Raw genomic sequence first — 15,805 nt, forward strand, 5'->3', positions numbered from 1 at the left:
TTTTTCAGTGGATTTCTAATCAGCATTTCACTGGTTTTGATCCTCACTTCTGGATGCTCTGAAAGGTCAGGAGACATTTTCAGGGAATATGATGAAGTTTTTATCCAGAATGTGGATGTAATGTCCACTCCCCAGGGCCAGGGCACCCTTCTGACAACCACCCCTTATATCCGCAATGACCAGAACACTGACAGTTCTATGCTTTCTATTAAAGTAAAGATCATTGATCAGGAGACCCAGCTGATTGTTGCAGAAAGAGATATGGATATGGGTTACGTCAAAGCCCAATCTCTTGCTTACAATAGTTTGTCGCTGGAGGTTATAAACCCAGGGAATTATGAAGTGGAGACCCAGCTTTTTGAGGAGGGTCAGCTCCTTGATTCCTGGAGCAGGTCTGTCACCATAAAAGCGAACTCCTCCGCTGACCAGCCGGCTGATATCCTGCTCACCAATATGAACCTTGTAATTACCCAGTTCACTGATAGGGACACAAAGGTTGTGGTGGATATATCTCCCGGGGTTTATAACCAGGGAGGAGATTCCAAAGCTCTGACCATGGTAGTCACTGCAAAACCAGATGCGTACACCGCATATACTGAAAGTGACGAACTCGGGATTGTCAAAGGTTCAAGCCAGCTTAGAGGGCATGTGCGCTTTGTACTCCCAAGAAGAGCGGAATATACATTTTCGGTTACTGTGGAAGAAAATGGGAGGGAAATTATCACTTCCGAAGTCACTGAGACAGTAAAAATGGATAAGATAGAGCGGAGTGTTACCAAAAATTACCCACTTGTGGAAGAAGGCACTCCTGTTGAATCCCCGATCGAAGAAGGAACTTCCAGTTCCGAGGATCCGACTCCCGGTTTTGAGGGTTTGGTCATGTGTGTGGTTCTCTTGCTGGCTGCAGTTATTATAATGAAAAAAGGGGGCCTTGAGAGTAAAAAGGATGGAAAAGAGGGATTAAATGGTCGGAAAAGAAGATAGTCCCTACATCGAGGAAAAAAATAAGGATCGTAATTCTGTGGAGGGCCGAATGCCCGAGACAGATCATACACCGGAAAATAATGAGATGTCATTCAAAAAACTTGTAAATGCAGCTGTGCTGATTGTTCTTTTGGCTCTTATTTTCATCGCATTGTTTTCTTTTTTCTTCAATATGCAGGAGGCGATAATTGCCCTTTTCCATCCAAAGTACCAGGCACTTATGCAGGCTCTCTTTAGTTTTGCTAGTCCTGATTATAGGGATTTGTATGGTCAAGTTCCTCTTTCCAAATAAACGTTAACCATAGCCTTTTAGAGGGACTAAATACCTTTTTTAGATAGTAGAAGAGTTAATACTATGATTTTTTAGTTTATGCGTAAGTCCAATAATATCAACCGGATATTGTGGAAGCACGAAAATTAAAAAATAGGGAAAAATCAGGCAAATATAGAGTATAAAAAATGAAAGGGAACAGGATAGAAACCTTTCGGTTCAGACCTGCTTTATGTTCATGTTGAGGGCAACTTCTGCGATATCGGCGCTGTATTCCGAAACTCTTCGCAGGCTCTCAAGGATCATGCTAAGCTCGATGTTGCCAGAGTCGTCTCCACCCTTTGTTTCAAGAGAAACTCCGAACTGGGAAACCTTTTTGGCTTCGACAACAATTTTGTTTATAGCCTGCAGGTCCTCTTCCTGCATTGAATATATTGAACTCTCGAAAACTTTCTGAGAGAGTTCAGCCATCTTGAAAATCGGGTCATCAGTACTGATTCCGGAGTCCATTTTAAGGACGTTCCTGGCGATCCTTACTGCATGGTCTCCTACGCGCTCAATACTCTTGGTAATAAGCCTGTACCCGAGACATTCCCGTGGATGCCTGATTCCTATCTTTTCTGAGAGTTCGATATCCTCAATTGAGGCCTTGAGCTGACGGACTGCAAGAAGGTAGAAACGGTCCACGTCATCATCCCTCTGGATGACATCCTCGGCGATTTCCACATTATGGTCCCTAAGGGCAGTCATAGAATCTTCAAGCATTGAGAGGACGAGCCCATACATGTTTTTGATTACACGGCCGAGAGGCAAGTCGTTATAGTTCAGGAGGCACTGGAAAACAAGTTCATTACGCGATTCTTCCACAAGTTCCAGACCTATAAGTTTCTGGCGCACAGAATCTTTTATAAACTTGCGGTCATAGGCACTGAAACCTTTTTTGGTAGTCAGCCTGATTACATCATAACCTACAAGATAATGAGAAATAAGGATTCTTAAGTTGTTTTCCGCACTGTCGGAGTGAAGATAATCTATAGTTGCTTTAAGGGCAGAATGATCTTTCGAAACCGCACCGGAGGAGACAAGCAGCGTTTTGTTAGGCATGGGAGTAAGAGTAAGTGTGTCCCCGGCCTCAAGCCCTATATCCCTGACCCATTTTATGGGAAGAGACACGATATAGGTAGAATTTCCGGTAAACTGGACTTTTCTTTTATCCTTGGTAATAAATAAGCCCCCTGAGGAGATACTAATGAATAGTAAAAGATCTATATAGACGATATTGATATATAAAGGTATCTTGAAAGTTGAAGATCAAAATAAGAAATAATCCATGAGTTTGTCGTCTAAGTATAGTATATAGGGGTGAGAATGAATCATAGAAAAACATAGAATTACTTAAGATATTACATACAAATTGTATATAAAACGAAGTTTATAAAGAAATACCTCTTTTTATAAACTTTCTTTACTGGTGACTGAAAAAGCCTTATCTCGAAAAGTAGAGGCTGTTAAGATATCCTCACACGAAGTAAAACTGCTGGAAAGAAAACCAGGTTGTCCATCTTTACACTTTTGCAATATAAATTGATAAAAAGATAAATAAAAAATAAAAAAATAAAAAAATAAATAAGCCAGTAATTCTATTTTATTTGAAAAGAATTCAGCTTTTTACATATAGTTAGCTTCTAAGTCCTTAAACCGAAAATCCTCATGGCACTAGATATGGAAGTAAAAAATCGCCTTAAAGCATTTTTGCGTATAGCCCGTTTCTCAACGTTACAGTAGCTCAAAACCAGTTGATTATATAGAAATTTGTTCCCTGTACCCTGAACATAATAAGCAGCTCAAGCATATTGTTCATGGAAATGGGCAACCCATATAATTAAAACAAAGGTATTGGACGATGAAACAATTCGATATAAATCTGGAATCACTTATAAACAGCAGCCCTATAGTCATTTTTTTGTGCAAATCAACTGAGAGCTGGCCTGTGGAACTTATCACGGAAAATATCTGGCAGTTCGGATATGCAGTTGAAGACTTCATCTCAGGAAATATCCGGTATCTCGATATTGTCCATCCTGAGGATGTTGAAAGAGTAAAATCGGAGATTGCCGAATTCTCGGAGAAGGGGTGCACTGAGCTGACACAGGAGTACAGAATACTGACAGCTTCAGGAGAAACACGATGGGGGGAAGTGAAAGTTCTTGTCAGAAGAGACGAGGATGGAAAAGTTAGCCATTATCAGGGCACTCTCTGCGACGCTACGCAGCGTAAAAAAGCTGAGGAATCGATGCAAAAAGCTCTGAAAAAGAAAAATGAATTGAAAAATGTTATAAACAGCAGCCCTGTGTTCGTATTTTTATGCAGGCCTGAAGAGGGCTGGCCTGTTGAATTCGTTTCTGAAAACATTACAAAGCTTGGCTATACTCCGGAAGATTTTACCTCAAGGAGAATGCTGTACACAGATCTTATCCATCCCGGGGACAGGGAAAGAATTCGCACTGAAGTTGAAAAGTTTTCCAGAAACGGATATACTGAATGTACCTAGGAATATCGGGTCCTTACGAAGTCAGGGAAGATAAGATATATCGATGACAGGACCCTTATCAGAAGGAACAAAGAAGGAGAAATCACTTACTACCAGGGCATAATCGTGGATATAACCGAGCGCAAACTGGCTGAAGAAATGGTTAAAGGACAGAATATGGTACTCGGTCAACTAGCTTCCGGAGCTCCATTGGAAGAAGTATTTCTCCTTCTTATTCGGAATATGGAAAAGATCAGACCAGGTTCCATATGCTCGGTAATGCTGCTTGACCGGGAGAAAAAACATCTCTTTTACTGCGTTGCTCCAGGGTTTCCGGAGTTTTACAGGCAGAAGACTGACGGGATCGAGGTAGGCTTTGGAGCGACTTCGTTCGGAACCGCAGCCTTCTTGAAAAAAAGGGTGACCGTGGATAATGTAATGGAACACCCTTACTGGACAGAATACAGGGAACTTGCAGCTGAGGCAGGGCTAAAAGCCTGCTGGTCAGAGCCCATAATTTCATCCTCCGGAGAAGTCCTTGGGGTTATTTCCATGTACTACGGCGAGGCGCACAGGCCAGAGAAAGAGGATCTGGATTTTATGAGAACAAATGCCCAGCTGGCAGCGATAGCGGTAGAACATAAACTGGCAGAAGAGACCCTGCGGGAGTCCGAGCATAAGTTCAGGACAATTTTCAATAATATCAATGACCAGCTGTATATCCGCGAACCTGAAGGAAAAAGCTACATGGATGTAAACCAGGCAGTTGAAAACCGGCTGGGATATGATAAAGAAGAGATCCTGAAAATGGAAGCCGAAGAGATTATCCCTGCTGAATACTGGGACTCTGTCCGCGAGAACCTTAAAAAGATTCAGAGTGAGGGATCAAGGGTTTACGCAGCAGGAGCAATCTGCAAGGACGGCACAGTTGTTCCCCTTGAAGTCAGTGCCAGGATCATTAATTACGAAGGGAAGAAAACGATCCTTTCGGTTGCCAGAGACATTACTGAGCGCAAGAAAGCCGAAGCAGCACAGAAACTTAATGAAGCCCGGCTCGAAGCCCTTGTAAAGCTAAACCGGATGACAGGAGCCTCTTTAAAAGAAATAACAGACTTTGCCCGGGAAGAGGCGGTCAGACTTACAGGCAGCAAACTCGGGTACCTTGCGTTTATGGACGCCTATGAGACCTCCCTGATCATGCATTCCTGGTCAAAGAGCGCAATGGAAGAATGTGCAATCGAAGACAAGCGCTTTATTTATCCCGTGAAAACAACAGGGCTCTGGGGAGAGGCAATCCGGCAGCGTAAACCCATTATCACGAACGATTATACGGCTCCCAGTTCCCTGAAAAAAGGGTATCCAAAAGACCATGTTCACCTTACCCGCCATGTAAACGTGCCTGTATTTGACGGAGATAGGATAGTTGCAGTTGCAGGTGTGGGAAATAAGGACGAGCCTTATGACGAATCGGACTTACGCCAGCTGACCCTTCTCATGCAGGGTATGTGGCAGCTCATCCAGAGAAAACAGCTTGAAGATGCTCTTAAAGCTCACTCTGAAGACGTCTCTAAAACTAATGATGAGCTCAGGTCCCTTAACCGGATAAAAGCGGAATTTATGGCTGAAAGCCTGCCTCAGATAAAAGTAAATTACAGTGACCTTATGAATTTCGAGACCCTGGAAACCATCGAAGACCAGCAGCAGAAAGCTATAGATGCAGTAATTAACAGTTCGGAGAGGCTGAAACAAATGGTAGATTCCCTGCTCTATCTGAGCCTTGAACAGGCAGGAAAGATCGAATACTCTTTTGCCGAAGTCGAGATAAAAAAGATACTTTCGGATGTGTACCTTAACCTGATACTCCTGATAGATGAAAAAGAACTGAAAGTCGAAAAGGAACTGCCTGCAAACCTGCAACCAATCCCGGGTGATAAACAGAAACTGACAGATCTGTTCACTACTCTCATGGGCAATGCAATCAAGTTTACGCCTCACGGCGGGACACTGGAAGTAAAAGCTGCAGAGGAAGAAGGCAATATCCACATAACCGTAAAAGACAGCGGGACAGGCATCCATAAAAGGCTGATCCCTCACCTTTTCCACAGAATCTACCAGGTTGACGATTCCATGACCCGCAGGTACCAGGGACTTGAATCAGGGTTCTATATTTGTAAAAACATTGTCAACGCTCATGAAGGGGAAATCTGGGTAGAAAGCGAGGAAGGTTCGGGAACCACGATGCATGTAAGGCTTCCAAAAAAGAATTCTTGAATCGGAAATGTGGATTAAAAGAGCTAAGAACTAAAATTGAAAAATGTTTAAGTGAAGTGGCTGGAGATTTACGATGAAACTGGAACTACTGGGCACTCTTTTTCTCTCGGACAAAAGGAAAGACCTTCTTTTACTGCTGATGGAAGAGCCCCGAAACATTGACGAGATAAAAAACATACTGAATGTGACTTCAAGTGCGATCATGACCCAGATCAAAATCCTCATCAGCCAGGGGCTTATTACTCATGAGGATGACCTTTACAAACTCTCGGATATCGGGAAGGTAGTAGTCAAGAAAATGAGGCCTCTTCTTAACACTCTTGGAGTGTTTTCAGAGAATATGGACTACTGGGAGAACCATAATATCAGTGCAATTCCTGTCAACCTTCTGGACCGAATAGATGACCTCGGGCACTGTGAGTTCATTGAGCCCGACCTTGATCGGATGTATGAAATCCCCCAGAAAATAGAAGAAAAACTGAGCAGGTCAACCCATGTTATGGAAGTTTCCTCTTATTTTAACCCTGCCTACCCGTCAACCTATGTTGAGCTCGTGAAAAAAGGAACTGACGTATCTCTGATAATCACAAAGCCAGTATTTGAAAGACTGAAAAAAGAATATAGCGTATCCCTCAGGGAATATCTGGACAGAGATAATGCGAAAATCTTTGTCTGCGACTGCCCTGTAAAGGTGGCATCAAGTGTAGTAACGGACCATTTTCTAGCTCTCTCCCTCTTTTATAGAAACGGGATATACCACAATCATGCAATGCTGAGCATGGAAAAAACAGCCCTGAAATGGGGAGAAGACCTCTTTTTGCATTACATGAAAAACTCAAAGGAAATAAAGGAAATCGAATGAGGAAGAGTTGAAAGCTTCATCGGAAAAAATATAAGAAAATCAAGTTCTACAGGGCTCGGGAGATACACACTTCACTCCAGAACTTGACGCAGAAGGATCGGAATTGAGAATCTCCAGCCTCTTCTTTTTCGATCCCTGAACCGCTCCCCTAGTTGCGATTCTGGAGCCCACTATCGACGAATTCTAAAAAGCCTCGATAAGAAAGGTTAAACCTCATACTTATGACCTGTACAACCTTATTCACTATAACAAACCCTTCTTGTCACGCTCAACGAAGGAGAACGGTCTTGCAAACAAATAAAAAGAAGAAAAGTAAAATGAGCAAATAAAAACTTCCGCTTGCTTTTAACACTATTACAGCATATTCAGGCTTCTTCTTTTGACTTATTTTTGCTTTTTGGGAAGGGTCGCCAGACAAGCTGGTGGAGATGCCCTATAATTATAAAATTAAGCTGCGGTTTCCAAAATAAGGAAAAGTATTCTTTGGAAAAGGAATATACTTCTGTACTTAGCTTTTCTTAGAACAATAGGAATCTACCTGCTGGTATTTTTCTTGTATGGCTGGTGAGATGGTTTAAGCCTTTATGTGCTTAGAAAAAACAAAAAAAAGAACTGCAGATACCTGTCACCAGAAACCTTCGCCATACTCGAACTCAACCTCATCGACTTTTTCAGGAGGGAGCCCCAGATCTGCGAACATTCTTTTAAATACGGCTCTATAATCCCTTTCAGGAATTGTCATTTCTGAACTGTTTGATCTGAGAGATATATAGAGACGAACACCCCCCAGCCTGTCAATATGAACCGTGTAAGTGCTCGATCCGTCTTTAAAACTTATTTCTGCAGCTGGAACAAAGTAGCTTATGGACCCTATTTTTTCGCTGCCGTTATAAAATGTTTCTGTACTTCCACCTTCCCCTGCTGAATTTTCCGCATCAAAAGTTGAAATGGTGGACTCCTCTAAAAGATGCCTGCGGATTGCTGCGATATCTGGATATTTTGTTATGGTTACCTGCTCGAAAAAGATGTCGTTAATCGCCCAGTCCTCTGCCGGGAGATATGCTTCAGTTTCTTTTTCATTCATCCAATACATTATTTTGAATTTGTTGACTACCCATTCTCTCTCCGGAAGATCTTCTGGCCTGTACTTTGCAAGGGAATCCTGGTTCCAGAAAGAAAAGGTTGAATCTCCGTTATTCGAAAAAGAGATCGAAAACCAAGAAGAATTTGAATAGTAAAGATCCATCGAGTTTACTCGATAATCCGAACCAAGTCTCGGGTCAAGCCCTTCAATAACTCCGGGTTGCACTCCTCCGGGTCCGACATTCACACTGTAATCGTATCCGGCTCCTTTTGCACTGGAAATAGCATGAGTGTAATATACAGGGGAGCCGATGTTAACCCCGTTTGAATAGTAAAATGCCTGGTCGTAATAGGTTAATATGAAAATAAAGCCCCCAAATAATAAGAACGGAGCCAGCACAACGAAGGTAAGAATCAGTAGTGTTTTCTGATTTTTAATCATCGACTCACTCCCCATTTCAGAACGTTCCAACTTCCCCTTCTTCTCCAACGAAAAAGACCATACCAAGACTAGGCGAAGAGGATTTTCCTTCTTCGGAAACGGAGACTTCAACGTCATATGTTCCCGGACCGGAAACGGCTATCTGTACTGACTGATAAAGCATGGACCTGCCTTTTATGCAGTCAAGTTCTACATTCTCTGTTGCCACCTCGTGGTAGGAGGGCGGCTCAATTGAGTCGGTCTCCTCTAACTTAAACCGAATCCGAAGAGCTGAACTATCCGCCTTGTCTGCATTTATAATGCAGGCGGTCACATTCAGGACTTTCTCCGATGTTTCGCTAGATTTCGAATTTCCTTCAAATGAAGACTTCACGTTGATATCTTCAACAGAGACAGAGGAGCGTTTGCTTTCATCAGGAACTGCACAACCACTAACAGAACTTAGAACCCAGCATATGAAAATCAGAAATAAGGCTACTTTTATGTATTTATTCAAAAAAACTCCTCCTGAGATCTGAATTCGACTCTCAATAGAAAGGTGTCCCACTATTTTTACTTTTTTAGTTTATTATCATTCTGGATCATTCTGGCAGCTCCCAGGCAGCTCACATCTTGAGAAAGTTCACTGCTTTCCCATATATCCCGGCTGATCAGTCCCTGTGTGATCAAAGGCTTTGATCAGATTAAACCCTCTGATAGAATAGAAGTATCCTGTAAAATCAGGCCGATTCGTAAGATTGGACTAAACAACGAGATCATGAGGGTTAACAATATCAGTAAATATTACTGGATCAGGGGAATTTATAAAATCAGTAGAATAAGCAGAATTAAGCATCAGAAGAGATGTTAACTGCGTTAATCAAATCTCTGCGTTTATGTTATATGTTTTGCAATTAATGTATTATCGGAAGTTAACAGTCATACAGAGGCTTACTGAGCAATGAGCCTTAATTGAGCTACTAACTGTTAACCAGGAAATACCTGTAAAAATGGAGGAAGCGTTTTTTATGGCAGCAGATATTTTAAACCAATTAGCGGAAGCTGTCGTCGACGGAGACGACGACCTTGCAGAAGAACTGGCACAAAAGGCACTTGACGAGGGCGTTGACCCCTACGACGCAATCGTTAACGGGCTGGCAAGAGGGATGGCAATTGTCAGTGACCAGTATGAGAAAGGTGAAGCCTTTGTACCTCACCTGCTCCTGGCTTCAGGCGCAATGTACGCAGGCATGGATATCCTCTCCCCTGAAATGACAAAGGAAGAGGGAGCCCTGCAGGCTGTCGGAGTCATAGGGACCATTGAAGGAGATGTACACGACATTGGCAAGAACCTGGTAAAGACCATGCTCAGTGCAGGCGGGTTTAAGATGATCGACCTTGGTGCAGATGTGCCTATAGAGAAGTTTGTTGAAACCGCAAAAGAGCACGAAGCTGACCTTATTTCCATGAGCGCACTGATGACCACAACCATGACCAATATGGAAAAAGTCATTGAAATCCTTCAGGAAGAAGGCATACGTGACTCCATAAAAATCATGATTGGGGGAGCTCCTGTTTCCGAAGAATATGCCTCCGGAATTGGGGCTGATTCAACCCACCCTGATGCAATGCACGCAAGCGCCTGGGCATCTGAAGCCGTGAAGGAGCTCGATCCCAAAGCTGCAAGGTGGAGTGAAGAGAAGATTAACCTCGGGAAGATTAAGTACAGAGAGATCCTTGCGAAGAAGACAGTTTCCGACAAAGTGGATATAGGACTTGAAACTGCCAGCAGGATCAAAGAAGAATTCGAAAGTATTGGTGTGAAAAGTAAGGAGGAAATGACCCACATTGACAGGACGGTATCCGCCATGTCCGACAAGAAGGTCGACCGCCTGCCTGTCTATCCTCTTGCCTGTGGTGTCCTCAGAAAATTTGCAGGGGTTAACTACAGGGACTATGCCACAAAAGCAGAAGCTTTCACAGAGAGCTCTTTCCTCGGTTGCAAGTACCTTGACCTTGACATGTTTGTGGGCCTTGCCGACCTTTCAGCCACATCTGCGGACTTCGGATGTAAGATCAAATATCCTGAAGACGATACCCCGTCCTCCGAAGGGCACATCAAGGACTATGAGAAGATTGAAGTCCCTGAGCTCAAGAAAGGAACCCGTGGCTATGAACTGGTTATGGCTTCAAAGATGGCAAAGGAAAAAATCAACAAAGAGCTCAACACTCCTTTTATCGGCTTCCACGAAGGTCCCCTGCTCACCCTTACCCAGCTGATGGGGGCAGACCGCATCCTGATGGACATGAAGACCCAGCCTGATGTTGTCCTTGAAGCTGTCCAGAAGTGTACTGATTACATCTGCCAGCTCACCGAACTCTTTTTCAGCGAAGGTGCCTGTGATGCTCTCTGTATTGACAACCTCTGGTCAAACAACGTTATTATGAGCGAGCAGGACTACTGGAAATTCGATGGGAAGTTTGTCTATGACCAGCACGTCCCGCTATTCAAGCAGTATAATCAGCCGTATATCATCCACAACTGTGCTGATGCTGTGCACTTTGAGACCCAGATCAAGAAGTTTGGCACTTCTCTTTACAGCTACGCCTATTATGAGAAGTCCAGAGATAAGGGGTCCCAGAACTATGCAGACCTCATCCCCAAATACGGAGATATGTGCTGCATGATGGGAGAAGTAAACCCTGTTGAATTTATGGACGGCTCTGCAGCAGGTGTGCAGAAGGTCAGGGACGACACAAAAACCCTGCTGGAAAACGCGATACCTGTGCTCAAAGAGAACGGCTTGCAGTCCAAGTATATTCTGTCTACTGGCTGTGAAGTCCCACCCGGAGGTCCGCTGACCACCGTGCAGGCAATGGTAAATACAGTAAAAGAGTTCGGTCCAGAACTCCAGAAAAAGATAATGGGGTAAATTCTCCTTAATGGGGCGAATAACCTCTCCCCATTTCGGTTTAAAATCAAGATCAAATACTTAATAATATTATTCAGCCCCAAATAAGAAAAATCTCCATAAGGCCTTTAAAAATTCGGAAAACAGAAAAACGCCCACAGACAACTAAAAACCATTTTCACCGTATTTTAACCTCCACACAGGAGTTGATCTAACTCCTGAGCTCCAGAGTATCAGCAGAAAACCGTATAAGTTACATGTGAAGAAAAAGCGGGAAATCTCCATTTATAAAAACTAAAAGCAGCATGTGATCCATAAAGATGAAAAATGAGACTGAAAATAGAAAGTGGGACAAAAAAGAGATGGACTAACCATAAAGGCAGCAAAAAAAGAGAGCCGGAAGGGCGGATTAATATGACTTTGTCTTCTCCGCCCCTCTCCATTATAAAAGCCGCAAAGTAAAAATTATAAGATCTTTTTTGAAAAAGGGTTTTGCCTTTGAAAGAATGTTGGGCTCTCAGAATTGGGAGAAAGCAGAGGTAAAGTGGGCAGAAGTAAGGCGGGCTATAGAATGTTAGGGACAGGAACTGAAGCAGGCGAAAGAAGGCCAGCCATAGAAACTGCAAAGGAGGAATTGAATGTATCTGGGATTGGGAATTGATACGGGAGGGACATATACTGATGCCGCTGTCATGGATATGTCAAATGGAGACATAATCGAGTCAAATAAAGCGCTTACAACTTATCCTGACCTAATAAGGGGAATAAAGAATTCCATTGAAGGGCTGGACCCGGGATATCTGAAAAGGATAAAATTCGTTTCTGTTTCTACAACCCTTGCTACCAATACTACGCTTGAGGGCAAAGGCTATCCTGCAGGGCTAATCCTCATAGGACACACAATCCCCAAAAAACTTGCCAGTCGCTATGTAATATCAATCGGAGGAGGGCATGATTCGGATGGGAACGAAATTGCCCCCCTTGAAGACCTGGAAGCAATCAGGGAGTTTGTCAGACAGGTAAAGAATAAAGTGGCTGCTTTTGCAGTCTCCGGTTATTTCGGAGTCAGGAACCCGGAACATGAGCTTAAGGTAAAGGAAGTAATTCAGGAAATAACGGACATGCCGGTTGTCTGCGGGCACGAGCTTTCCATGAGCCTGGGGGCTTACGAAAGGGCTGTGACAGCTCTCCTGAACGCTGAACTGATTCCTGTAAGCAAACAGTTTATTAAATCCGTCCAGACAGTAATGGAAGAAAAAGAGATAAAGGCAACCCTGATGATGATGAAGTGTGACGGGTCTCTGGTCCGCATTGAAGAAGCCCTGCAAAAACCTGTAGAATCAATATTTTCCGGACCTGCAGCAAGCCTTGTGGGAGCCGCACACCTCACATGTCTGGATACCTGTGCAACTGTGGATGTTGGAGGCACAAGTACTGATATTGCCATGATTTCCGGAGGCATACCGGATATAAGTGATTCGGGAGCACGAGTTGGGGGCTGGAAAACCATGGTAAAAGCGATCAGGATGGAGACCTCAGCTCTTGGAGGAGATAGCCTGGTCTGGATCAGAAGAAAAACATATCTGGGGCCATCAAGGGTTATTCCACTCTGTCTTGCAGCATCAGAGTTCCCGGGTCTTCCAAAGAAATTGGAGAAAAATGATGCCCCAAACGAACGCATAATGGATGAAATCATACAGCCAACCTCATTTTTCATGAGGAGCGGGATAAACTCTCCTGAACTTCTCAGTGGGGATCTCGAAGAAGATGAGAGAGCAATTATCGAACATCTGGGAACAGAACCCCTCTCGATATCGGAGCTCTCTGAGAGGACAGGCAAACACCCGCTTATGTTTGCAGGGACTCTGAAAAGCCTCATCCGAAAAAGGCACGTCAGTCAGATAGGGTTTACACCAACCGATGCCCTCCACGTGCTTGGAGAATACGCAAGATGGGACGGAAGGGCTTCCTTTATAGGAGCAAAAGTTCTTGGAAAGACCCTCAAAAAAGGGGCAGAGGATTTTTCAGCCCAGGTTAAGGCTGAAGTCGTAAGAAAACTTACTCTCGAACTGATTTCCTTCTTTGCGGAGGACCTGAAAAAAGAGGATATTGAAAAGCTTCTGGTAAAAGAAAGTTTCCTGAAGTTCCGCATAAAGGTCCCTGTAGTCCTGGTAGGTGCACCTGTAAGAGCATATCTGAAAGAACTGAATGAGGCTGTGGATGCAGACATAAGGATTCCTGCTTTCCATGAAGTCGGAAATGCCGTGGGCGCCCTTGTAGGGAAAGTAATCCACAGGACAGAGGTCCTTATCCGCCCTTCAGCAGCAGGGAAAGCAGAATATTCTGTATTCTCCAGACTTGGAAAAGAGGTCTTTGAAGATTATGGAGAAGCCCTGGACTATGGGCTTAAACTCAGCCACAGATTGATTATGGAATACATGGATGGGTACGGGCTTGAGATGGAAAATGTAGAATTCGACCTCAAACAAAATGATGTGGGAAGCAGGGGAAAAAACCCTATGGAAACCCGCCTGGTCGGAGTCGGTGTAGGGACGACCGGAAAACTGGCATAAATAACGTGTAGAAACGGCAACGTTCAGCATGTCTAAAAAGCAAGAGGTTTAAACGGCAGGAACCGCAGCAAAAGGGGAAGAACATGGCAAGCGAACTAAAAACATCAGGCAACACGACCCTGGAAAGCCAGGACGGAATGGCAAAACTGGCACGGACGATAAGAGACAAGATCCAGATCGACGAGCCGGTAAAAGAAGAAGGGCTCATAGACCTGCTTGAAAGGGCAGCCATAGAGATTGACGAGCTGCTTGGTTCATCCCTGGGGCCGAAAGGGATGAACAAGATAATAGTAAACCCCGTGGGGGATATTTTCGTTACGAGCGACGGGAAAGTTATCTTAAAAGAGATGGATGTACTTCACCCGGTTGTAACTTCCTTTAAAAAGCTTGCCGAATCCATGGATAAAGCCTGCGGAGACGGCACAAAAACAGCCGTTATTTTTGCAAGCAACCTCATTAAAAACGCTGTCAGACTAATAAGGGCAGGAGTACACCCGACAATCATTATAGAAGGTTACGAGCTTGCCATGCAAAAAACGTATGAGATGCTGCAGTACAGCATAAAGCAGGCATCGGAAGAGGACGTACGCACAACTATAATGTGCTCGGCAACAGGAAAAGGAATCGAAAAGCATCAGGCAGAAGCTGTTACGGATATCGTCCTTCAGGTTATAAAGCACCTTAACGAAAAACAGGCTGGAAGGCTGGACCTTAACAGAAACATCAAAATCCTCAAAAAGAAAGGCGGACCTGAGATCGTTGCCCTTGAAGGCATGATTATGGACGAAAATCCGGCAAGGGGAGATATGCCAGATGAGTTTGAAAATCCTGCGGTCCTGATTACGAATTATGACCTTAAAATAAAAAGCGGATACTTAAACCCCCAGCATAATCTCAAAATGGACTCAGTGCAGACTGCACTCCTTTTTGAAGAGAGGAAAAAGCAGATGTGCGGGGGAATTGCTAGAAAAATTATTGATTCAGGTGCAAATGTACTCTTTTCCGAAGGAGATATTGACCCCTATATTGAAACTTTACTCAGGGATAGTAATATACTGGCGTTTAAGAAACTGAAGATGAAAGATCTTGAAAAGCTTGCGGAAGCAACAGGTACAACCCTGATGAGTCAGCAGGACGAGATTCATCCCTACGACCTTGGAAAAGCAGATAGCATAAGGCTTGAAAAGAAAAACGGGGAAAACTTTGTTTTCATCGCCGTGAAAGATAAAGCAGTAGCCACTATTTTAATATGGGAACCTGTAAAGTACGGGCTTGACAAGGTAGAAGAAGCAGTTGACGATGCCCTGAATAATGCGGCATTCCTTCTAAAAAACAGAGAAATCGTGAATGGAGGAGGAGCAATAGAGTTTGAACTGGCGCACATGGTCAGGCTGTTTGCGACAACACAGACCGGAAAGAGACAGCTTGCAGTTCAGGCGTATGCAGAAGCCCTCGAAAAGATCCCGACTATTCTTGCCAGAAATATGGGAATGAATGAAATAGATGCAATGGCGCAGATGAAGAATTCATATGCAAGAGGAATAGAAGCAAGAATAGACCTCTCACGAAAGGTAACTGATAAAGGGCCGAAAGTATACGATTCAGCAACGGTAAAGAAACTGGCAATTATAGCAGCTACGGAAACATCAAGAAATGTGCTCAGGATAGACGAGATAGTCCCGAAGAAGTAAAGCTTGAAATCCTTAGTTTGGTCCGTTACAACATATATGGTATTTTATATCATTTATCTGCAGCATCATTCTTATCCGCGAATGTCAGTCCGTCTTGTGGAATAAAGAAGAAGAGAGAAGAAAAACGAAAAACCAGAAGAAAAGGGAACTCAGAAGAAAAGAAAACTCGAAAATAATGCTTCTTTTCTTTTTGCGAAGAACCGCCGA

11 protein-coding genes are annotated in these 15,805 nt (G+C 43.6%); 8 read left to right on the plus strand and 3 right to left on the minus strand.

The genetic code is table 11. The features are described from left to right. Positions 1-36 precede the first annotated feature (36 nt). Together ACZ5A8_RS17740 and ACZ5A8_RS17745 are read left to right on the plus strand one after the other, a co-directional pair. The gene (locus ACZ5A8_RS17740; RefSeq protein ID WP_464530637.1) at positions 37-984 is read left to right on the plus strand and encodes a DUF7490 domain-containing protein; all 948 of its coding nucleotides are present in this window, start codon (positions 37-39) and stop codon (positions 982-984) included. Continuing rightward, positions 965-1,276: a hypothetical protein gene (locus ACZ5A8_RS17745; RefSeq protein WP_464530639.1), complete on the plus strand. Its 312-nt coding sequence runs from the start codon at positions 965-967 to the stop codon at positions 1,274-1,276. Before ACZ5A8_RS17740 ends, ACZ5A8_RS17745 begins: the two co-directional genes overlap by 20 nt. A gap of 198 nt (positions 1,277-1,474) precedes the next feature. On the opposite strand, the gene ACZ5A8_RS17750 is transcribed toward ACZ5A8_RS17745, so the two are convergent. Then, positions 1,475-2,479: a PhoU domain-containing protein gene (locus ACZ5A8_RS17750; protein WP_464534192.1), complete on the minus strand. Its 1,005-nt coding sequence runs from the start codon at positions 2,477-2,479 to the stop codon at positions 1,475-1,477. A 679-nt stretch (positions 2,480-3,158) separates the two neighbouring features. Here ACZ5A8_RS17750 and ACZ5A8_RS17755 point away from each other — a divergent pair. The 3 genes from ACZ5A8_RS17755 (at position 3,159) to ACZ5A8_RS17765 (ending at position 6,918) form a co-directional block, all read left to right on the plus strand. After that, a complete protein-coding gene (locus tag ACZ5A8_RS17755) occupies positions 3,159-3,806 on the plus strand; it encodes a PAS domain-containing protein (RefSeq protein WP_464530641.1) in 648 nt (215 codons plus the stop codon). 105 nt (positions 3,807-3,911) lie between these two features. After that, on the plus strand, positions 3,912-6,056 hold the full coding sequence (locus ACZ5A8_RS17760) for a sensor histidine kinase (protein ID WP_464530642.1): 2,145 nt from the start codon (positions 3,912-3,914) through the stop codon (positions 6,054-6,056). Positions 6,057-6,129: 73 nt separating this feature from the next. Then, a complete protein-coding gene (locus ACZ5A8_RS17765; RefSeq protein WP_229389863.1) occupies positions 6,130-6,918 on the plus strand; it encodes a helix-turn-helix transcriptional regulator in 789 nt (262 codons plus the stop codon). Between the two features lie 625 nt (positions 6,919-7,543). Here the strand turns inward: ACZ5A8_RS17765 and ACZ5A8_RS17770 are convergent. Together ACZ5A8_RS17770 and ACZ5A8_RS17775 are read right to left on the minus strand one after the other, a co-directional pair. After that, positions 7,544-8,443, minus strand: coding sequence for a hypothetical protein (locus ACZ5A8_RS17770; RefSeq protein WP_464530643.1), 900 nt, complete (start codon positions 8,441-8,443; stop codon positions 7,544-7,546). A gap of 16 nt (positions 8,444-8,459) precedes the next feature. Beyond that, positions 8,460-8,939 carry a hypothetical protein gene (locus tag ACZ5A8_RS17775; protein ID WP_464530645.1) on the minus strand — a complete coding sequence of 160 codons (480 nt, stop codon included), beginning with the start codon at positions 8,937-8,939 and terminating at the stop codon, positions 8,460-8,462. A 511-nt stretch (positions 8,940-9,450) separates the two neighbouring features. Between ACZ5A8_RS17775 and ACZ5A8_RS17780 the strand changes: the two genes are divergently transcribed. The 3 genes from ACZ5A8_RS17780 to ACZ5A8_RS17790 all read left to right on the plus strand — a co-directional run bounded on the left by ACZ5A8_RS17780 (position 9,451) and on the right by ACZ5A8_RS17790 (position 15,598). Next, entirely contained in the window at positions 9,451-11,355 is a 1,905-nt protein-coding gene (locus ACZ5A8_RS17780; protein ID WP_464530646.1) for a methyltransferase cognate corrinoid protein, read from the plus strand. 617 nt (positions 11,356-11,972) lie between these two features. After that, positions 11,973-13,907: a hydantoinase/oxoprolinase family protein gene (locus ACZ5A8_RS17785; RefSeq protein WP_464530647.1), complete on the plus strand. Its 1,935-nt coding sequence runs from the start codon at positions 11,973-11,975 to the stop codon at positions 13,905-13,907. Positions 13,908-13,990: 83 nt separating this feature from the next. After that, positions 13,991-15,598: a TCP-1/cpn60 chaperonin family protein gene (locus ACZ5A8_RS17790; protein WP_464530649.1), complete on the plus strand. Its 1,608-nt coding sequence runs from the start codon at positions 13,991-13,993 to the stop codon at positions 15,596-15,598. Positions 15,599-15,805 lie beyond the last annotated feature (207 nt).

Source organism: Methanosarcina subterranea (assembly GCF_055385895.1).

Coding starts and splice junctions, on each gene's coding strand:
- ACZ5A8_RS17755 (WP_464530641.1), top strand. CDS start 3,159: ATGAAACAATTCGATATAAATCTGGAATCACTTATAAACAGCAGCCCT.
- ACZ5A8_RS17785 (WP_464530647.1), top strand. CDS start 11,973: ATGTATCTGGGATTGGGAATTGATACGGGAGGGACATATACTGATGCC.
- ACZ5A8_RS17765 (WP_229389863.1), top strand. CDS start 6,130: ATGAAACTGGAACTACTGGGCACTCTTTTTCTCTCGGACAAAAGGAAA.
- ACZ5A8_RS17790 (WP_464530649.1), top strand. CDS start 13,991: ATGGCAAGCGAACTAAAAACATCAGGCAACACGACCCTGGAAAGCCAG.
- ACZ5A8_RS17770 (WP_464530643.1), bottom strand. CDS start 8,443: ATGATTAAAAATCAGAAAACACTACTGATTCTTACCTTCGTTGTGCTG.
- ACZ5A8_RS17745 (WP_464530639.1), top strand. CDS start 965: ATGGTCGGAAAAGAAGATAGTCCCTACATCGAGGAAAAAAATAAGGAT.
- ACZ5A8_RS17780 (WP_464530646.1), top strand. CDS start 9,451: ATGGCAGCAGATATTTTAAACCAATTAGCGGAAGCTGTCGTCGACGGA.